Source organism: Bacillus sp. JZ109 (assembly GCF_053903135.1).
The window spans coordinates 467,607-487,831 of the sequence record NZ_CP096388.1; the positions used below are offsets into that span (position 1 = coordinate 467,607).

13 protein-coding genes and 1 pseudogene are annotated in these 20,225 nt (G+C 43.7%); 9 read left to right on the forward strand and 5 right to left on the reverse strand.

Annotated features, from left to right (window positions below; translation table 11 throughout):
- The first annotated feature begins 5 nt into the window (after positions 1–5).
- Both fabZ and mscL read left to right on the forward strand, forming a co-directional pair.
- Positions 6–431: a 3-hydroxyacyl-ACP dehydratase FabZ gene (gene fabZ / locus M1D94_RS02485; protein ID WP_424934899.1), complete on the forward strand. Its 426-nt coding sequence runs from the start codon at positions 6–8 to the stop codon at positions 429–431.
- A 72-nt stretch (positions 432–503) separates the two neighbouring features.
- Positions 504–899, forward strand: a complete 396-nt coding sequence (mscL, locus tag M1D94_RS02490) for a large conductance mechanosensitive channel protein MscL (RefSeq protein WP_021445844.1) — start codon at positions 504–506, stop codon at positions 897–899.
- 46 nt (positions 900–945) lie between these two features.
- Here mscL and M1D94_RS02495 read toward each other — a convergent pair whose 3' ends face one another.
- Both M1D94_RS02495 and M1D94_RS02500 read right to left on the reverse strand, forming a co-directional pair.
- On the reverse strand, positions 946–1,917 hold the full coding sequence (locus M1D94_RS02495) for a histidine kinase (protein ID WP_250634848.1): 972 nt from the start codon (positions 1,915–1,917) through the stop codon (positions 946–948).
- A 177-nt stretch (positions 1,918–2,094) separates the two neighbouring features.
- Positions 2,095–4,032 (reverse strand): annotated as a pseudogene (locus M1D94_RS02500) (sensor histidine kinase); the annotation flags it as partial.
- A 182-nt stretch (positions 4,033–4,214) separates the two neighbouring features.
- On the opposite strand from M1D94_RS02500, the gene M1D94_RS02505 reads away from it, so the two are divergent.
- The 3 genes from M1D94_RS02505 (at position 4,215) to M1D94_RS02515 (ending at position 12,314) form a co-directional block, all read left to right on the forward strand.
- On the forward strand, positions 4,215–5,291 hold the full coding sequence (locus M1D94_RS02505) for a response regulator (protein WP_015384861.1): 1,077 nt from the start codon (positions 4,215–4,217) through the stop codon (positions 5,289–5,291).
- Between the two features lie 317 nt (positions 5,292–5,608).
- Positions 5,609–11,572 carry a SpaA isopeptide-forming pilin-related protein gene (locus tag M1D94_RS02510; protein WP_456270403.1) on the forward strand — a complete coding sequence of 1,988 codons (5,964 nt, stop codon included), beginning with the start codon at positions 5,609–5,611 and terminating at the stop codon, positions 11,570–11,572.
- Between the two features lie 103 nt (positions 11,573–11,675).
- Positions 11,676–12,314 (forward strand): class A sortase, encoded by a 639-nt coding sequence (locus M1D94_RS02515; RefSeq protein WP_032727025.1) that lies wholly within the window; start codon positions 11,676–11,678, stop codon positions 12,312–12,314.
- A 124-nt stretch (positions 12,315–12,438) separates the two neighbouring features.
- On the opposite strand, the gene M1D94_RS02520 is transcribed toward M1D94_RS02515, so the two are convergent.
- Positions 12,439–12,849 (reverse strand): YwpF-like family protein, encoded by a 411-nt coding sequence (locus M1D94_RS02520; RefSeq protein WP_003227794.1) that lies wholly within the window; start codon positions 12,847–12,849, stop codon positions 12,439–12,441.
- A gap of 174 nt (positions 12,850–13,023) precedes the next feature.
- Between M1D94_RS02520 and ywpG the strand changes: the two genes are divergently transcribed.
- From ywpG to ywpJ, 4 genes are all read left to right on the forward strand, one after another.
- The gene (gene ywpG / locus M1D94_RS02525; protein WP_003227796.1) at positions 13,024–13,407 is read left to right on the forward strand and encodes a DynA interaction protein YwpG; all 384 of its coding nucleotides are present in this window, start codon (positions 13,024–13,026) and stop codon (positions 13,405–13,407) included.
- A 76-nt stretch (positions 13,408–13,483) separates the two neighbouring features.
- Positions 13,484–13,825: a single-stranded DNA-binding protein SsbB gene (gene ssbB / locus M1D94_RS02530; protein WP_014478203.1), complete on the forward strand. Its 342-nt coding sequence runs from the start codon at positions 13,484–13,486 to the stop codon at positions 13,823–13,825.
- A 224-nt stretch (positions 13,826–14,049) separates the two neighbouring features.
- The gene (gene glcR / locus M1D94_RS02535; RefSeq protein WP_003244075.1) at positions 14,050–14,826 is read left to right on the forward strand and encodes a transcriptional regulator GlcR; all 777 of its coding nucleotides are present in this window, start codon (positions 14,050–14,052) and stop codon (positions 14,824–14,826) included.
- Positions 14,827–14,831: 5 nt separating this feature from the next.
- Complete coding sequence (ywpJ, locus tag M1D94_RS02540; protein ID WP_072173789.1) at positions 14,832–15,689, forward strand: phosphatase YwpJ; 858 nt, start codon at positions 14,832–14,834, stop codon at positions 15,687–15,689.
- A gap of 124 nt (positions 15,690–15,813) precedes the next feature.
- Here ywpJ and M1D94_RS02545 read toward each other — a convergent pair whose 3' ends face one another.
- Both M1D94_RS02545 and M1D94_RS02550 read right to left on the reverse strand, forming a co-directional pair.
- Positions 15,814–18,582, reverse strand: coding sequence for a DEAD/DEAH box helicase (locus tag M1D94_RS02545; protein ID WP_456270404.1), 2,769 nt, complete (start codon positions 18,580–18,582; stop codon positions 15,814–15,816).
- Positions 18,569–20,179 carry an SWIM zinc finger family protein gene (locus tag M1D94_RS02550; protein ID WP_151870004.1) on the reverse strand — a complete coding sequence of 537 codons (1,611 nt, stop codon included), beginning with the start codon at positions 20,177–20,179 and terminating at the stop codon, positions 18,569–18,571. The genes M1D94_RS02545 and M1D94_RS02550 overlap by 14 nt, the downstream gene beginning before the upstream one ends.
- Positions 20,180–20,225 lie beyond the last annotated feature (46 nt).

Below are 20,225 nucleotides of genomic sequence, written 5' to 3' on the forward strand. Positions count from 1 at the left end.
AGACAATGCTTGATACTCAGCAAATTAAAGAAATTATTCCTCACCGTTATCCGTTTTTGCTTGTGGATCGGATTACGGAAGTTGAAGAGGGCAAACGGGCAAAAGGCTATAAAAATGTAACCGCTAATGAAGAGTTCTTTAACGGACATTTTCCTCAGTACCCAGTTATGCCCGGCGTATTAATCGTAGAAGCACTCGCTCAAGTCGGAGCTGTTGCGATGTTGATTAAAGAAGAAAACCGCGGCAGACTGGCTTTTTTTGCAGGCATTGATAACTGCCGCTTTAAAAAACAAGTCAAGCCTGGTGACCAGCTTCACCTTGAGGTTGAAATCAATCGTGCCCGCGGCACAATCGGGCGCGGAAAAGGCGTTGCCACAGTTGATGGCGAAGTCGTTTGCGAAGTAGAACTGACTTTTGCCCTCGGAGAATAATTGAAAAAAGGCAAATGGCCAGCGGCACATTTGTCTTTTTTTCTTTACAAATATAGAAAAGCAGGTGATTGTATGTGGAATGAATTTAAAGCCTTTGCCATGCGGGGGAATATCGTAGACCTTGCGATTGGTGTTGTGATAGGCGGCGCTTTCGGAAAGATCGTCACATCTCTAGTAAATGATATCATTATGCCTTTGGTCGGTTTGCTGCTGGGAGGGCTTGACTTTTCAGGCCTGTCGTTTACGTTTGGCGATGCTGTAGTGAAATATGGAAGTTTTATACAGACGATTGTGAACTTCTTAATTATATCGTTCTCCATTTTTATCGTCATTCGGACTTTGAATGGGTTAAGGCGCAAAAAAGAAGCAGCAGAAGAAGAGGCTGCGGAGGAAGCGGTGGATGCGCAGGAGGAGCTGCTGAAAGAAATCAGAGACCTGCTGAAGCAGCAAGCAAAGTCGCCGGAATAAAAAAGATGCCGTTAGAAACGGCGTCTTTTTTTATCTCAATTTTCGTTTAGGTTCGTTCTGTGTCCTTCAGTTCTGCAGGGCTTTCTGTTGTTTCAGCGAGATGAATGAGCATTGAGACAGAGGTGCCTGCATCCGGAATGCTGCTGATCATCAACTCGCTTCCGCAAAAATGTTTCAGCCGCTGATTGATATTTTTCAATCCGACGCTGCGATCGAAATCCGCAGATAAGAGGTCCTTTTGTTTTTCAGGAGTCATCCCGGCACCGTTATCCTCTACTTTAATGTAATACTCATTTTTGCTTTGTTTTTTAGCTGTCAGTTTGATCCATCCTCCGCCTCTTTTCTTGCTGACACCGTGGAGAACGGCATTTTCCACCAAGGGCTGAATCATTAAAGGCGGAAGGATAAAGTCAATGTCTTCATCTATATCGAAAAGAACCTCAAGCCGATTACCGAATCGCGTCTTTTCTATAGAAAGATAGGAATTGATAATCGAAAGCTCATGTCTGAAGGAACTGATGGCTGATGTATTTTGAAAGTCAAAACTCATTCTTAAATAGTTAGTAAATTCCTCTGTTACCTCCCGGGCCTTTTCAATATCCAAATGAGTGAGAGAAATAATCGTGTTTAATACATTATAAAGAAAATGAGGCTTGATTTGCGATTGGAGAAATGCCATTTCCATTCTAGTGGCTTGATTTGCTGTATGTTTCATCATGATCAGGTTTTGAATACGCGCCATAAATTCAGAGTAATGATAAGGTTTTTGCAAAATGTCATTCGCTCCGGCATGAAAAGCCTTGTATTTGTCATGGCCGATAATGGCAGCTGTAATGATCAGAACCGGAAGATCAACCATGCTGAATCGTTCGCGAATTTTCATACAGACTTCGAAACCAGTCATATCCGGCATCATCAAGTCCAAAATAACCAAATCAAGCTTCGTGCAAGAGATGATTTCTAATGCTTCCTTTCCGTTCTTCACAGCAATCACATTGTAGGGCACACCTTCAAGCATATCGCTCAAAATTTTTAAACTGTCAATGTTATCATCGACAATCAGGATGGTTGGAGCGTCAATATGCTCAGAGTAATAAGGCGTGCTAAATGAGATATCTGATAGATCTCTCTCGGATTGTAATTCAGGAAGGCGTTTTTTTGTTTCAGATACAGGTTCATTTTGGGCGATCGGCAAGGTGAAATGGAATGCCGAACCTTTTCCTTCTTCCGATTCGACCCAAATGTCTCCGTTATGGAGCTGAACCAGCTGTTTGACAATGCTGAGGCCAAGACCGGCACCATCGTCTTTATTCTTTTCGGCTTGCTGAAAAGACTCAAAGATGGTTTGGCGATCGGCTTCTGAAATGCCGCTTCCTGTATCCGCTACTGTCACTTTGATCATGTTGTCGTTCAGTCTTGAAGCAGAAAGTATGATTTGGCCCTCTGTTGTATATTTGATTGCATTGTCTACTAAATTGGTTAATATTTGGCGGAAGCGGTTTTCATCTGCGAGCACTAAAGGAAGATCGTCAGGGATATGGTTCATCATATTCAAGTTTTTATGTCTCGATAAAAGATTGTAGAAATTCATTTCCGAACAAACTAAAGTATAAATATCAACAGGAACCGGGTGGATTTGAAGCATGCCCTGCTTTATTTTTTCTAAATCTAGAATGTCATTTACCAGATTGGACAGCCTGTAGCCCATGCGGATGACGAGCTGCATATTTTCTTTCTCTTCTTCTATCGTTCTTTTTCCTTTGCCGGCCAGCAGGGTCTGGCATATATTAATGATGCTGTTCAGCGGTGTTTTGAATTCATGTGATGTTTTGGCGATAAATTCATCCTTTAGCCGGTCAATTCTGAGCAATTTCCACGACAGCACTTCATTTTCACGGAATGCTCCGGCAAATTGCTGCGCCATCAGCAGAACGATCGCCAGTAAAGCGATAACTGTTGGCAGTGAATAAATCGAATTAAAGGAAAAAGCCGTTTTGCCGCTATAAGCTGAAATGGTGGTTAAAATGACAAAAGCACTCATTGATATAGATGCAATAGTAAGATACAGACTTCCTTCCATTTTGCGGATCGCAGCAATCGTAAAAATATATGTAATATAAACCAGAGTCGAGACGGCTAGCACAGAATGTAAGATGTACGAGGTATGGCCGATAAAACCCACGGTTAAAAAATCTGTGACTAAGACCAGCCCGGAAGAAACAGTGGCAATGCGAATAAAACGCTTTGAAACAATCTCTCTGTAAGCAAAAAAGAGATAGAGAAAAACCGCAATGCTGACGAGCACTGTAGAGATTGCCCTCAATGAATTTAGCAGTGAAAATGAAATTGACGGAAAGAGGAGAAATATAATCCGCTCTTTTCCGATCATCAGAATAATGAACGAAAACAGAAGACACATAACAGAAAAAAACAACAAATGTTTATCTTTTTTTCTTTGCAGGAAAAAGCCCAGAAAATATAATCCGGTAATGAAAAAAGCTGTAATCATGATTGTATCATTAAGAAAGGAAATTTTATTTTCCCGCACTATTTGCTCCTGGGTGCCAAAAGTAATTGGCTTTGCGATTCCCCATCCCGGCGTTTTTCCGAAGTTCGAAAATTGTACGACAAGTTCATTGTCACCCTTGTGAAGCGTAAAAAAGCTCGTATATGGGCGGTTTTGTGCCGCAAAATCAGGTTTATTTGAAGGGTTGCCGCTTTGGCCAATGAATTGTCCATTAAAATAGATGCGATTGGCACTGTAAATAAACGACGTGCTGATCCCAAAAACCTGATTGTCTTGCTTTGATCTGATGGTCAGCTTATACGTTCCGTAATCCACATTGATACCCTGCTTGGCTAGCTTCACATTGCTGGGGACATCAACGAAGAGAGGATCTTTTCCTTTTGCTGAGGCGATCTCTTTTGGTGACAGAATCTGATTTGGATACAATGTCCATTCTCCGTTCAGCTGTACATTCCCATCCTTTTGAAAATCCCACTTCTCCAGGTTCATGACCCCCTGCCTTGCCGCAGGAAGCGTTGTTCCGGAAAAATGGTCAATGGCAATGAAAACCATAAAAAATGCAGCGTAACCGAAAATAATTGAAGTAAAGATGAATTTTTCTTTCATATTATAGCTCCTTTATTCAAGCAGGCTCATTCTAAATTCCTACCTTTTTATAAATATTGTAAGTGCAAAATTTCAAAAACTACAATAGAAAGAAAAAGAATCCAGATAAAGGGGTTATTTGTCATGATATAATAGAAGTTATTTACTGATATCTCGATTTTACATATAGGGTGGGATGTTTTGTGAAAGCGTTAATTGTTGATGATGAGCACTTGGCATTGCTTCATTTTAAGAAAATGCTTGAACGAACAAACGCCTTTCAATCTATTATGGCGTATCAAGATCCAGTTGAAGCCTTAGAGCATCCTGAGACTCCTGCTGTAGATGCGGTGTTTCTTGATATTGAAATGCCGGGGGTAAACGGCATTGAGCTTGCTGAGGCGATTCAATCGATGAATGAAAACATCCAAGTCGTTTTCATCACGGCTTATAATGAGTTTGCTATCAAAGCGTTTGAGCTAAATGCCATTGATTATTTGCTGAAGCCTGTCATATACAAGCGGCTTGAGACAACTGTTGAACGAATCAAAACGAATAATATGCTCAGACAAAATGCAGAAAATACCGAGGCGCATTTTTCCATCCAATGTTTTGGGAGCTTGCAGTTTCATCAAACCTTAAAGGATGTCAAAACAAGCATTCCAGTCAAGTGGAGAACGTCGAAAGCACGTGAAATATACTTATTTTTGCTTCACAATCAAGGCCATGTGGTCAGTAAAGACATGCTAATCGATCTTTTTTGGCCTCATTACGATGTTTCAAAAGCAAGCACCCAACTTTACTCCACCATTTACCAAATACGAAAATTATTCAGCCAGATCCCTTTCAGCCAAACTATCGAGAAGACTGATACTGGGTATATTCTTCGGCTTTCAGGCGCAAAAATCGATGTTGTCGAATGGGAAAAATCACTAAAAGGGGCGCCGCCGCTCAATACGGCTACATTACATCTGCACATGGATATTTTCATGTCCTATCAAAATCATTACCTAATGGAGCACGGTTATCTTTGGGCAGAACCGGAAAAGACGCGTCTTTCCCAGCTTTGGCTTGGAAAGGCTTATGAACTGATCGATTATCATATTCATGAAATGAACGATCATCAAGCGATGGACATTTGCCTGCAAGCCGAGAAAATTGAGCCATGCGATCATAAAATTATGCAATACAAGCTGCAGCTATTCAACAAAAACGGGAAGGTAGAAGAGGCGATAAAAGAATATCAGCGTTACAAACAAATGAAGGATCAAATTAATTAAAGAACTCCAAACCAGTATGTGTCGATTGCCTTTCGATGCACACTGGTTTTTTTGTGCACTTAAAGGGAAGGCCCTCGCCATATGTCTCCTGGGTGAAACTTCAACTCTCTCCAATTCACTTCAATCATACATGATTTCTGAGTTGTACAGAAATTGTATAGTTCCATTTCATACAATGTAGTTTGGTTCGGATGGCAAATCTAAGTTTTGAAACTCATTCGGTATTAGCAGTTCTTTTTGGGGGATGAGACATGATGTTATGGTCTCGCGGATCAATCGGCAAGTGAAAGATAGATAAGAAAGGGAGGAATGAAAAGTTGAGAACGAGGAGTTTTCCCTTAGGGCTGAAAAAAAGCGGGCGGATCGTTATGATCATAAGCCTTGCCATCTTTTTCTTCTTCAGCCAGATCGCCAGCTATACTCTTACAGCACAGGCTGTGGACGTAACGTCAAGTGACAGCCAATTCTTCGATTCGGTAACAGTTAAGGACGCCAAGGGCCAGATTGTTGACGGATCAAAAGGAAACAAACCGGCACTAACACCGGGGGACGAAGTGAAACTGACATATGAATGGTCATTGAAAAAAGACAAAAAAGCAGATAGCGAACAGGATATCAATGTGGAGATACCTAAAAGCTTTACATTTGATAAAGGTGCAGAAGGTGAGATCAAATCTGCTGATCAGGTCATCGGCAGCTATCAAGTGCCGGCGGGCAGCAGCACCATGACAGTAAAATTAACAACTGCATCCGCGGATTCTCCTGATGCCCAGGGGACCATTACACTGCCAGCTAAGTTTACTGCAGATGTAAAAGGCGATGAACATACAGCAGCAGCCCTTTTTCAGCTAGGGGGAGGCAAAACCCAGCAGGTGATCATTCCTGTTAAGAAAGAGGAGACACCAGATGCCGAGGCGGAAGAGCCAAAAAACGACTCTTCTGATACTGCGGGTGATCAGGAAGGGAAAGATGACAAACCTGCACCTTCAGTCAGCAAGGATCAAAAAGAGGAAGAACAGCAGCCGTCAGATGACGCTAAGAGCGTCGAAGCCTCTAAGAGTGATGATTCAAAAAAAGTGTCATCCTCAAGTCAATCAGCTTTCAAAAGCTTGCAAACTGAAGAAAAACAAATCACGCAAAATATTTTAACTGGCGTGACGTTGACGGACGAAAACGGAAAGCCATATGACAAGGGCAATCGCGCCAATACGAATTCTCCGGTGAAAATTTCAATTGATTGGGCCATTCCCGACAATTTAGGAAAAACAATCAATGCCGGCGATAAATATGAATTTGATTTGCCTAAAGAATTTATTATGCATAATGACATTGTGAACCTGCCTTTAAGCGCCGGAGACACCACATACGGGACATTTTCTATTGATACGAACGGACATGTGGTAATGACATTTAACGGCGAGGTAAAAGACAGTTCTAATGTCAAAGGCACATTGGTTATCAATACGCAGTTCAACGAGAAAAAAATAACGGGTTCGACAACACAAAAGATTCCATTTCCTGTGAATGCCGATACTCCTGAAACAACAGTTTATTTTAAACCCAATGTGAGTAAAACCATTGATAAATCAGGTGTGCTGGATAAAGGCATCAACCCTGATAAAGTAACATGGACGGTCGATGTCAATAAAAAGTTGGATCAAGTCAAAAATGCCAAACTCACGGAAAGCCTTCCGGATGGCGTAATCTACCGTTCAGTTAAAGTGTATGAACTCAATGTGAACATTGATGGTTCTGTCAGCAGAGGAAATGAAGTTTCTTCCGGCTACAGTGTTGATTCAAAAGGAAATGTCACATTTGACGGGACAATTGATTCAGCATACCGCCTTGTATACGAAACCGACATTGACAATAGTGCGAAGCCGAGTGAAGGCGGAAATGTAACGCTGACGAACAAGGCGGCATTCAGCGGAGACAACTTGGAACCGATTTCTGCCGAAGCCACTGTTACAGCCAAATATGGAAAAATGATCGCGAAATCATCGACCGGCTATGATGGAGAATCTCAAACATTCAGCTGGGCTCTTTCATACAATTACGGTGAGAAACAGATCGACCAATCCAAGGCCAGCATTAAAGATGCTTTTGGAACTGGCGATTTGCATCTTGTGAAAGATTCTTTGAAGGTTATTCCTATTACCTTTGGACAGAACGGCAGCGAGCAAGCGGGAACGCCTTTAAAGGAAGGCGAGGACTATACGCTGATCGATAATGGAAGCGGATTTGAAGTCAAATTTAATAAAACCATTACCAGCGCGTACAAAATCACATATCAAACAAAGGTCAACAGCGGAGTGATCATTGATAAATCGACAACATACACCAACAGCGTTGTGACCGGAACAGGGGATTCAAAAGAGGCTTCCGGAATAGCCATTCAGCAAAACCTCATCAAAGGATATTCAAACGTAGATTATGAGAAGAAGACGGCTGATTGGACGATTACAGTTAATAAAAATAAATACTTGATGAACAATTGGACTTTGGATGATCAATTCGAAAGCGGCGGATTGGTACTGATTGATGAATCGTTCAAGCTTCAAGACACAACGAACAACAAAACATTGCAGAAAGACAAAGACTACACGTTAATAAAAAAACCGGATCATAAAGGCTTTACTTTGGCATTGATCGGGGATTATGCAAAAACAGACAGTCAATTTAAGATCACTTATACGACAACGTTCAATGCCGATTATTCTAACGAAAGCGTTAAGAATACAGCTCAGTCGACATGGACTGATCAAAACGGCAATGAGCGCACGAATAAGGTATCAAGCGGTTTTACGCCGAATCATCAGACTTCAAATAATGGTTTCAAAAACGGATCATATAACGCGGTTTCAAAGGAAATCACGTGGAAAATCGGCGTCAACTATAACGGCGAGCCGACGAAAAACCCTTATATCAAAGATGCCATAACAGATCCTCAGCAATTTGTGCCGGGTTCCGTTGTCGTTAAGAGTTATACGATCAATAAAAACGGCTCGATCACAGAAGGAGACGCGCTTGATCCTTCCAAGTATGATGTCGAAGAGCCTTCTGCAAAAAATGAACGCACGCTGACGGTACACCTTAAAACAGGCGATTCTGTACCATATCTGATTGAGTTTAAGACATCACTCAAAGGACAGGTCATTGATCAGAATCAGTACACAAACAAGGCAACCTACTATAATGACGGTTATGCAGACCGCACACTGACGGGCTCTGTTTCAGTTACGAACGGAGGAAGTCTGGTTTTCAAAGGCGGTAAACAAAATGGAAGCTATATCGATTGGAACATCAATGTCAACTCCAGCCAATCAACGCTGGATGACGTCAAAGTTACTGATACGCCGGATGAAAATCAAATATTAGATGCGGATTCTTTTAAAGTGTATCAAGCAAAATATGATGAAAACGGAGTGGTCAAAGACAGCAGTGGAAATCTGACTGCGGGAGATGTCGAGCTTCAAAAAGACAAAGACTACACGTTAGACATCAAAACGGACAATACAACAGGTGAACAATCGTTTGTCCTGAAATTCATAGGCAGCTATAAACAAATTGACCGCGCCTATGTGATCAAATACCGGTCACTGATTAACATAGCCGGCACGAACGGCCACGTTAAAAATAAGGTGTCCATTTCAGGAACAAATGTGAAGGAGCAGACTCAAGAAAACAGCAGCTCGATCTTTGTTGCCATTTCAAGCGGCGACGGTTCCGGATCCGGAGAAAAAGGAAGCCTGACGATTTTTAAGACTGGAGAGGACGATAAAGCTCTTGAAGGAGCAGAATTCCAGTTATGGTCTGAGGACTCCAAACAGCTCCTCCGCACTGGTACGACGGATGCCGGCGGGAAGCTTACATTCGGAAATATTCGCTACGGTTCCTATGTATTAAAAGAAGTCAAAGCGCCTGACGGATATACCATCAGTGATGCTTATGCAAAAGGAGTCTCTGTTAAGATAGACAGCAACTCCTCCAAGACAGGAGCGCTGCACAAAGTCATAAATCAACAGAACAAGGTGACGCTTATCAAACAAGACGAACAAAACAATCCTTTGGCGGGTGCTGTTTTCAAGCTGGAGAAAAAATCAAATGACGGCACCTATACTCTCATACGAACAGATATAAAATCTGATAAAAACGGAAAAGTAGAAATGAACGGTTTGCCGGCGGGCTACTATCGCTTGACAGAAACACAAGCTCCTGAAGGCTTTATCGTAAATACAAAAGCGATTCACTTCTCAGTCGCAAAGAATGAAAAGAATCAAGTGTCTGACGTTAATTTAGGGAAAATGACCAACTATCAAGGAAAAGTCTCACTGACGAAGGAGAATGCTGAAGGCCAGAAACTTGAAGGCGCAGTATTCAACATTGTCGATCAAGATGGAAAGGTCGTTCAAGAGAAGCTGACTTCAGATAAAGACGGTAAAATCGAGGCTTCGGGTCTTGCGCCGGGACGCTACGCCTTTGTGGAAATAAAAGCGCCAGCCGGCTATGTGCTGAATACAAAGAAAAAAGAATTTACCATCTCAGAATCTGCAGCAGGAAAGCCTGAAGCCGCAGATGCCGGAATCGCCGTTAACGATAAAGGCTCTGTTGAGCTGACGAAGGAAGATGCCGATGGCCAGAAGCTTGAAGGAGCCGTCTTTAAGATTATCGACAAGGAAGGTAATACGGTTCAAGAAGGACTGACCTCAGATAAAAATGGGAAAGTCGCAGCTTCAGCACTTGCACCGGGACACTACGCTTTTGTTGAAACAAAAGCGCCAGCGGGCTATGTGCTGAATACAGAGAAAATTGAGTTTGAGATCTCTGATTCCTCTGAAGGAAAGCCTGAAGCTACAGATGCCGGGATCGCTACTAACCATAAAGGCTCCGTTGAGTTGACGAAGGAAAATGCTGAAGGCAAGAAGCTTGAAGGTGCAGTTTTCAACATTGTCGACGAGGAAGGAAATACGGTTCAAGAAGAGCTGACTTCCGATAAAGATGGAAAAGTAAAGGCTTCGGGCCTTGCGCCGGGACGTTACGCCTTTGTTGAAACGAAAGCGCCAGCCGGTTATGTGCTGAACACGGAGAAAATAGAGTTTACCATCTCAGAATCTGCAGCAGGAAAGCCTGAAGCCGCAGATGCCGGGATCGCCGTGAACTATCAAGGATCGGTTCAGCTGATGAAGGAAGATCAAGATGGAAATGGCTTGGCAGGCGCGGTATTCAAAATCACGGACAGCAATGGGAAAACAGTGAGAGACGATCTAGTCTCAAAAGAAGGCGGCAAAATTGAAGTTGACGGGTTAGCGCCGGGAAGCTATCAATTTATCGAAAAACAGGCGCCAGATGGATATCTTTTATCCGAAAAGCCAGTGTCATTCACCATTAAAGCAGAATATGGCGGCAAACCTGAGCAAGTGAAAGCAACAGCGGTTAATACGAAGAACCTTGTTGTCCTCACCAAAGTGGATCAGCATGATCAGCATAAAGTTCTGCAAGGTGCGGAGTTCAATTTGACAGATGCCAACGGCAAAGTGCTGAAGTCCGGTTTGGTTACCGATGACAAAGGACAAATCACGGTGCACGGCCTTAAAGCTGGCGAATATCAGTTTGTTGAAACAAAAGCGCCTAAAGATTATGAGTTGGACCAAACTCCTATATCGTTCAAGATCACAAACACAGACACGAAAACAGTCGAAATCACCGCGGAAAACATATTGGCACCAGGTGACGTAAATGTGAAAAAAGTGGATCAAGACGATAAAAATACCGTTTTGGAGGGCGCTGAATTCAAGTTATTGGACGAAAGCGGCAAGCCTGTAAAAACTGACGGGTATGGAAAAGAGCTTTCTGAACTCTGGAAAACAGATCAAAATGGGCAGTTCACTGTAAAAGGCCTTGCGCCGGGAAGCTACCAATTGATTGAAACGAAGGCTCCCGAAGGTTATAAACTTGACGAAACACCGATTGAATTCACAATTGAAAAAGGACAGTCAAAAGCTGTTGAGATCGTAGTTTCTAATCAAAAAGTGAAAACACCAGCGCCTGATAAACATGATCATCCTGATAAACCTGCACCGGGTGGAAATGGAAAAGATGATGGAGATCATCCGAATACCAATGGTACAGATGGCAGCTCGGATGGTCAGTCGAACACAGACAAAACCCTTCCAAAAACCGGAGATACAGACAGCATGCTGACAGCAATGATCGGTATCCTGCTGCTTATGGCAGGCGGAGGCTTAGCTGTTGCCTCAAGAAAGAAACAAAGAAAAGGATAAAGTTGAAGGCACCTGATCATCGAAGAATCGATCAGGTGCTTTTTTGAAAAGTGAAAGTGACACGGAGCGTTTTTAGAAGGATGCATAAGAAAGGGTTTTTTGCATGTACAAGAAAATGATCATTACGGTGTTCATCCTTTTCGGACTGCTGCTGATCTCTTCTCCTTATATCAAAGGTGGAATTATAGCTTATCTTAGCAAAAGCCAGAGTGAATCGGCCTTAACTGTGGAGCAGCTGAAAAAAAATAATGAGAGAGAAGCGGAATATGAATTTGATTCAATCGAGCCGCCTGAGTTGATGGATGCTGTAAAGGCCGGCTTTGATCACGATCAAAAAGCGGTTATCGGGCGGATAACAATTAAAAGTGTTGATCTGGAGCTTCCGATCGTAAAAGGCACAACCAATGAAAATCTTTTGATAGGGGCGGCAACAATGCGCCCGGATCAAAAAATGGGCGAGGGAAATTATCCGTTGGCGGGCCATCATTTGAAGCAAAAGAATCTCCTGTTCGGACCTCTGGAAAACATAAAAACAGGTGCACAAATTGTCATCACGGATTTTAAAAAGGATTATATCTATTCTGTAACATCTAAAGACATCATATCGGAAATGGATGCAGATGTAGTTGAGGAGACAAACAAAAAGGAGATTACGTTAATCACATGTGACAAGGCTGTCAAAACTGAAGGGCGCCTTGTTGTGAAAGGGGAATTGGTTGATTCTTTTGGCCATACAAATTAAATATGGAAAAGAAAAGCTGCCGTTTAAAACGGCAGCTTTTTTCATGCAGAACATATCTATTCTAAATGTTTATTGTGATGCTCTTCGGTTCTGTGTCTGTTTTGGGGAACATGCCCCCTCGTATTTATAACTTTTGTTTAAATGCCTCAATGAGTTTTGTTCCTGTATAGCCCTCTTTTACAAGGGACTCGAGAATGGTTTCAGTGCCCTGCTGTTTTCTTGTGACCATTTGTCCGTAGAGTAAAACCTGAATGCTTTCTTCCAGCTTGACGATATTTTTCACTGCTGCTGTCAGCTGGGCGGGGCGATTGCTTTTTTTCGTGATCGTTACAAATACTTTGGCTTCAGATTGGCTGTTTTGAAGCTGTTCAAAAAAAGACAGATGTTCTTTCTGTACAAGCGCCTCAATCAGCCAGTGATTTTCACCGTCTTCTTTATTTATAATCAGTCCGTCAATAAGGGGAAACTGTTCAATTGATTGTTCTTCCTTGTCCACTCGTTCCACATTCAGGTCAACCAGTTTAAAGGTTTTCATTTCTTCTCACCCCGATTACTTCCAAAGTTTTCTTGCCTTCCATTATAACATAAACGTTTTCGAGGAAAAAATCCTGCAATGTTGGGGCTAAAGAATTTTGTATGAGCGAAACATTTAATAATTTCTATTTTTTCATTATACTGTAACTGACTATGGATTACGGAGAGATGTGGTATGAATCAATTTCGTTTAAAAGAAATTTATATTGACGGCGTTCCTTCTGAAAGTCATTTGATTCAAAAGGAAGTAACATATATGTTAAGCCGTAAAGAAGTGTTTGAGGTTCATCTGAACAAAAAAGGAAGAATAAGTTTTTTATACGAAACACAAGATGGCATGGAGCAGTATAAAATCAAGCTGTCAATGCCGGAAAAAAAATTGAGCTTTCAGTGGTTTGCGTGGGATGGCTCTTCCTATGTGCGCATGAATACGCAAAACTGGCTGACAAAGCAAATCTTTTTCCGTTTTTTAAAAAGTACATATTTCTTCAAAGGAAAAAAGCAAAAGATGTTTTTAGCTGAAGGAAAAATGAAAACGAAAGATAAAAACAGAGGCTGAAAGCCATTTTTAAGCGTTTTTCTTTTCTTGTTGCATCATTTACAATACATACAACCGCAAGGAGAGGAGGAATCGCATGTTCAATCAGGTCATGCTTGTCGGACGTCTTACAAAAGATCCTGATCTTCGCTACACTTCCGCCGGTGCGGCAGTTGCACATGTTACGCTCGCGGTGAACCGCAGCTTCAAGAATGCTTCAGGTGAAATCGAAGCTGATTACGTCAATTGCACACTTTGGAGAAAAACAGCTGAAAACACGGCGTTGTATTGCCAAAAAGGTTCTCTCGTCGGCGTAAGCGGACGGATTCAGACAAGAAGCTATGAAAACGCGGAAGGCGTTAACGTGTATGTAACAGAAGTGTTGGCTGACACTGTTCGTTTTATGGACCCTAAACCCCGGGAAAAAGCTGCTGATTGACACCCCCTGCTCCTCCCGTTATCTATCCATTCACTATTATCCGGATCTCCGCATCATCCCCTCAAAATTGACCAGTCGACCAGACTGGTTCTTTCTTTTTGTCCACTTAGGAAAAATTGGTTCTCTCGACGCATTTTTACTTAAAATCACTTATTAATATTGAATAAGATTAAATAAAAACTTATAATTACTTATAAATGATTGCTGAGAAAAGGAATGAGGGCGTGTACCAAGAAGAAAGATTAGTAGCGATTTTGGATTTTTTAAAACAGCATAACCGAATTACAACGGAGCAGATCTGTACGCTCCTGCAAGTGTCAAGGGATACAGCGCGACGAGATCTTGTGAAACTTGAGGAACAGAATGCCATCATCCGCACAAGAGGCGGCGCCATTTTGCCGACTGTGCATCAGAAAATTCAAAGCTATTCCGGCCGCCTGAAAACAGTGTCTGAGGAAAAAAATAAGATCGGCAGGCTTGCAGCATCGCTTATTCATGATGGTGACCGGGTGATTTTAGACGCCTCTACAACTGTTCAGGCATGTGCAAAGCATTTGAATGCGGTTGATTGTACGGTAATCACCAATTCGATTAATCTTGCGGATGTGCTGTCCGATAAAGAGGGAATTGAAATTTATCTGCTGGGAGGCAAGCTGGAAAAGGAGCACCGCTTTCTGTACGGGTCCTCTGTGATTGAAAAGCTCTCAAGCTACCATGTTGATAAAGCGCTGATTGGTGTGGTCGGTATTTCCGAACATGGCATTACAATTGCGCATGAAGAGGATGGCATGGTGAAGCGGAAAATGATACAGCAGGCAAAGCAGGTCATCGCGCTTGCAGATCATTCGAAGCTGGGCAGCACCAGTTTTTATCAGTATGCGGAGCTGAATGAAATCGACCTTTTGATTACAGACAGGCTGCCGAATCAGGCATTTTGTGACTTGCTTGACCGAAACGGCGTTGAGCTTCTCGTGACAGAGCAGGATGAAGGAAAGGACTGACAAACGTGAAATTAATTGCGATTGATTTAGATGGAACCTTACTCAACAGCAAGCATCAGGTAAGCTTGGAAAATGAAAACGCACTGCGGCAGGCGCAGCTGGACGGCATTGAAGTGGTGGTGTCAACTGGGCGCGCTCATTTTGACGTCATGTCAATCTTTGAACCGCTGGGGATCAAAACATGGGTCATCAGTGCAAACGGCGCCGTCATTCACGATCCCGACGGCAGGCTTTATCATCACGAAACGATTGATACGAAACGGGCGTATGACATTCTCTCATGGCTTGAGTCGGAAAACTATTATTATGAGGTATTCACAGGTTCAGCGATTTATACGCCGCAAAACGGCAGAGAACTTCTTGATGTTGAGCTGGACAGATTCAGAAGCGCAAATCCGGAAGCGGATCTTTCTGTCCTTAAGCAGGCGGCCGAGGTGCAATACAGCCAATCGGGCTTTGCTTACATTAACTCCTTTCAAGAGCTGTTTGAAGCCGATGAGCCAATCGATTTTTATAATATTCTCGGCTTTTCTTTCTTCAAAGAAAAGCTTGAGGCAGGCTGGAAAAGATATGAGCATGCCGAAGATTTGACGCTTGTCAGTTCGGCTGAGCACAACTTTGAGCTTTCTTCCCGAAAAGCTTCCAAGGGGCAGGCGCTGAAGAGGCTTGCGGAACAGCTGAATATTCCGCTCGAGGAAACCGCTGCTGTAGGTGACAGTTTAAATGACAAATCGATGCTGGAGGCTGCGGGAAAAGGTGTAGCGATGGGCAATGCCCGGGAAGACATCAAATCGATAGCCGATGCTGTCACCTTAACCAATGACGAACATGGTGTCGCACATATGATGAAACATTTGCTGTAGGTATATGTGCTGCCACAAAAGCGCATCCTGTTGATAACCGGCGTAACGGATTTTTTGGAAATTCGGCGTGACGGCTATGAACGGAAAAAGCTGGCTCTAAAAGAGCCAGCTTTTTTAGTCATGATTATTGCGCTGTAGCGCTTAATGTAAACAATTCTTCGAGCTCCTGTGTGGAAAGCTCGGTAATCCAGTTTTCACTTTGGATAATTTGATCGTTCAGGGTTTGCTTGGATTCAAGCATGACATCAATTTTTTCTTCGATTGTTCCCGTCGTAATCATTTTATGAACGTGGACAAAGCGCTCCTGGCCTATGCGGTATGCACGGTCAGTCGCTTGATTTTCAACCGCCGGGTTCCACCATCTGTCATAATGGATGACGTGATTGGCGGCGGTCAAATTAAGTCCGGTGCCTCCAGCTTTGAGTGAAAGAATCAGTGTCGGATATTCTTTCCTTTGAAATTTCTCAACGAGTGTATCCCGCTCTTGCTTGGAGAGACTCCCATTTAAAAATTGCACAGGTTCCCCGAACGTTTTTTCAAGCAGCCGCTTCATCATGTTCCCCATCTGAATGTATTGCGTGAAAATCAGGCAGCTTTCGTTTTGGGCGCGGATCGCTGTCATCAGTTCCAGCAATTTTTCGAGCTTGACTGATCTGCCGGCCAGCAGCTCGGTTTGCTCTTCCTTTAAATAAAGCGCGGGATGATCGCATATTTGCTTGAGCCGTCCAAGCATGCTGAGGATCAGCGCTTTTCGCTGCATGCCGGTCAGGGATGTCATATGGTCAAAAGTGTCTTTGACGAGCTGCTCATAAAGGGATGCCTGCTCGGCTGACAGCGGGATAAATTCTTTTTCTTCCAGCTTCTCAGGAAGATTAAGCGCGACCTCTTCATCCCGTTTCGTCCGGCGGAGAAGGAATGGCCGGATTAATTGCTGAAGCTGTCCGATTCTCTTTTCGTCCCGGTCTTTTTCGATCGGCAGCACATAGCGTTTATGGAAGCCGGTCAAACTGCCGAGGTAGCCTTTATTCATGAAGTCAAAAATAGACCACAGCTCCGTCAGTCGGTTTTCCATCGGCGTGCCGCTCAGCGCGATATGGTGGAGCCCCTTCAGCTTCCTGATTGCGCGTGATTGCTTCGTATGCGCGTTTTTAATATTTTGCGCTTCATCAAGGCAGATCGTGTTCCATGTCACAGAAGAAAGCTCTTCAGTATCGGCATGTGACAGTCCATATGAAGTGAGCACCACGTCTGCGTTTTCATAATGCGCGGCGAAATCATCACCCTTTGGCCGGCGCGGCCCATAATGGAGCGCGACAGACAGATCAGGGGCAAAGGTTTGAAGCTCCCGCTGCCAGTTGCCAAGTACGGATGTCGGCGCAATAATCAAATGAGGCGTTTTTTGCCGGCCTATTTCCTTCACGTGAAGGAAATAGGCGATCATTTGAATCGTTTTCCCAAGCCCCATATCGTCAGCCAGACAGGCGCCAAAACCGCTTTCCCGCAGAAACAGCAGCCAGTTCATGCCGTATTTCTGATAAGGGCGGAGCGTTCCTTTGAAAGAAGGACTGACTTCGTGCTCCGGCAGGTTTTCCGCGGCAGTGAGCTTTCGAATCAGTGACCTGAGCTGTTTAGACAGATCAAACTGAATGCCGGCGAAAGCGGATGTATCAATCAGATCCGAATCCTCAAGTCCGCCATCCTGCTGATCCATTAGCTCACGCGCCAGAATATCAGACATGTGGAGTCCCTCTGATTCTGCTTTTTCCATCAGGCGTTTCATCTGTTTGATAAACTGCGGATCGATTTTAACCCATTGCCCGCGGATATTAACAAGGCGCCTGTTGCTGGCGACAAGCTCATTAAATTCAGCCTCAGTCAGTTCAATTCCATTTGTCGCAAACCGCCAGTTGAAATCAAGCAGTGCATTCATGCCGACAAATGACTCGCCGCGCGGGGAGGACGACACCTTTGCTTTCAGCATCATGTTGCTGTCTCTGACAATCTGCCACCAGGACGGCAGGAGGATTTCTACCCCCATATCGACAAGCGTCTCACTTGCTTCTGACAGGAAGATCCAGGCTTCTTCCTCCGAGATCAGCGTTGTCCCGGAATCAAACGACAGCCACGGAACCGTTCTGTGAAAGCGGTCCTGCTCACGCGCGATTTTATCGCTGTATGCCTGCCACGATTTTTTGAGGCTCTTCAGCCCGTCAAAAAATTCTACAGCACCGCTCTTTTTATCACGTAAAAACATCTCAATTTTCCAATCGTCTCCGTCAAAGTCCGGTTCATTTAAGCGTAAGCCGACAGTAAATGGAGATTGGTCGTCAATCCAGCCAATGCCTTCCAGAAAATCCTCTTCATCAAGAAAATGGCCGCGGAATGTCGTAACCGCAGGCGATTTCTCCTTGATATGTTCCCATTTCTCCCGCAGGTCATCGTCGTACTGGATGTAATCCTGTACGGCAGCGGAAAACCATTCCGCAGTAAAGCCCTCCAGTATATTATCGCGGTCCTTCCAGCGAAAAACACCGTTTGTCCATGCGTCATAGTCAGGCATAAAATCGCCGTCCGCGATAAATTCATAGATGGTCGATGCCGCCTCGATCAGCGGCTCCGTTTCTTCTGTAAGCTGCACGGAGCTGAATGAGTTGAACGAGTTTTTGCCGAGAAGCTCTACAGTCATCCATGGAGATAGCAGGACAGCAGTCGTCCCGATGAAGCTGACATCCTCTAGAAAGGTTCCGTAAAATGAGGATTCATGCCATTGGAACAAATGCTTTTTCATATGGTTGTAGGGAAGAGGCTGCTCATTCTCATCAAAGGCTGAGAGCGTAAATGACCCATCTTCCATTTGTTCGACGTGGATGAGAATTTCTTTAAGACTCGCCATCAATCAACTTTCCTTTCTGCAGTTCTTCTTGAAGCGCACGCAGGCGCTTGTAATGCGAGCTCAGCAGCTGAATATACCGCTCCCACACCTTCTGCTTTTTCGCTTTTTTGTACAGGGTGCGCAATTTTTTCAAATACCGGGCGGCTTCCTTGTACGAGCTGCGGTTCTTCTGATCAATGAAAAAAGCCACTTCTCTATGGTAAGCCGGTATAAGCGCCTCAGGGTCGCTCGCTGCAATTTCCTTGAGCATCATTTTATCCATTTCATTGATGGAAAAGCCGACAAGGCTATGAATTTCAATCCACTCGGCATAGCGTTTTTTTTCATATAAATGATGGCTGTATTCTGTGAACGTATACGGCAGACAGCCCGCGGCAAAGCGTTCAAACAGCGCTTGATCATTGGTTTGCTTCACATAGGCATTCAACAGAAGGAACAGCTCGCCGATCACATCGCGAATCTCTTTAAACGGCTTATCCAGCTTCGTATAACCCATCGCAATTGGTTCAATTTGCTGGTACCATATTTTAAGCCGTTTCCAGTCCTTCTTGGCAGTCATTTCACTCAGCCATTGGAACGTATAAGGGAGCGCTTCCGGCGGGAATTGATCCGCTTCCGCAAAAATAACGTCATCATTCTTTTGCAGGAATTCCAAATGCAGGCGCCCGAATTGCAATTCGGGAGAAAAACGCCGTCCAGCTTCTTTTTTCAATATCTCCTGTTCGCGTGCCACCCATTTTGGCCGCGACAGCAGCGCACTCCAAATTTCACCGAAGACGCGGATGCGTTCATATTGGAAAATTTCTTCTTTCAACAGCAAAGGTCGGATAACATCCGGTGTTTTATCCAAAAACGGATCAAGCGCAAAAGACAGCGCGTACGTTTTTAATTTATCAATAGAGCTGTAGATTGTATCCATCAGCTGTTCAACGTACGGATTGAGGGAATAAAAATCTTGTTCGGGGTTCAGCTTGCCCGCTTCAATCAATGTGAACATGCGAAGCCAAACCGCAATCGCGGAATGAATCTGGTACAGGCTTTTCAGCTCCGGCTTGTTCGGCGCATGTTTTTTTAATGCGGACAGGTAGCCGTAATAGAGGCCCTGCATGTTTTGGCTGCCTTCTGGCGTACGTGCCTGCCAGAGAGAAAACTCTGAATCAAAAAAAGCAAGCCAGCTTGAAAGCGATTCTTCATTAGGCAGCACCTTTTCCTGAAACTGGCGGCGGACGAGCTCTTTGCTTTCCTCAAGCTTTTCCCTCTCGAGCCAATACTCTGTAAAAGTACCCACTCGCTCGAACATTGCATATACATATAAAAACACAGCCAGCATATGGCGGCAGATTCTTCCGGACGGACATGAACAGCCGCTTTTGACTATGACAAACAAGTTCAATGTGACCCGCACAGGCACAACATCCTGCACGTAAGCCGTAACTTCCGTCGGACTCACTGCTTGTAAACGATAGACTGAATCCTGCCGATATAAAATAAGGGCTTTTTTAATCAGCTGAACATTTTCTTCATTGTAAGGAAGAAGTTCTTTTAACTGTTCAGCAGATGCCAGCACATCGTCTTTGGAAATCATATTCTGAAGCATGATTATCGCTCCTAACCGAGTCACGTAATAAAAAGATCCAATTTCT

Excerpts from the sequence above, each read along its gene's own strand:
- M1D94_RS02545 (WP_456270404.1), bottom strand. The coding sequence starts at position 18,582 with ATGGCGAGTCTTAAAGAAATTCTCATCCACGTCGAACAAATGGAAGAT.
- fabZ (WP_424934899.1), top strand. The coding sequence starts at position 6 with ATGCTTGATACTCAGCAAATTAAAGAAATTATTCCTCACCGTTATCCG.
- M1D94_RS02515 (WP_032727025.1), top strand. The coding sequence starts at position 11,676 with ATGTACAAGAAAATGATCATTACGGTGTTCATCCTTTTCGGACTGCTG.
- M1D94_RS02550 (WP_151870004.1), bottom strand. The coding sequence starts at position 20,179 with ATGCTTCAGAATATGATTTCCAAAGACGATGTGCTGGCATCTGCTGAA.
- ssbB (WP_014478203.1), top strand. The coding sequence starts at position 13,484 with ATGTTCAATCAGGTCATGCTTGTCGGACGTCTTACAAAAGATCCTGAT.
- M1D94_RS02495 (WP_250634848.1), bottom strand. The coding sequence starts at position 1,917 with ATGCTTGAAGGTGTGCCCTACAATGTGATTGCTGTGAAGAACGGAAAG.
- mscL (WP_021445844.1), top strand. The coding sequence starts at position 504 with ATGTGGAATGAATTTAAAGCCTTTGCCATGCGGGGGAATATCGTAGAC.
- M1D94_RS02520 (WP_003227794.1), bottom strand. The coding sequence starts at position 12,849 with ATGAAAACCTTTAAACTGGTTGACCTGAATGTGGAACGAGTGGACAAG.
- ywpG (WP_003227796.1), top strand. The coding sequence starts at position 13,024 with ATGAATCAATTTCGTTTAAAAGAAATTTATATTGACGGCGTTCCTTCT.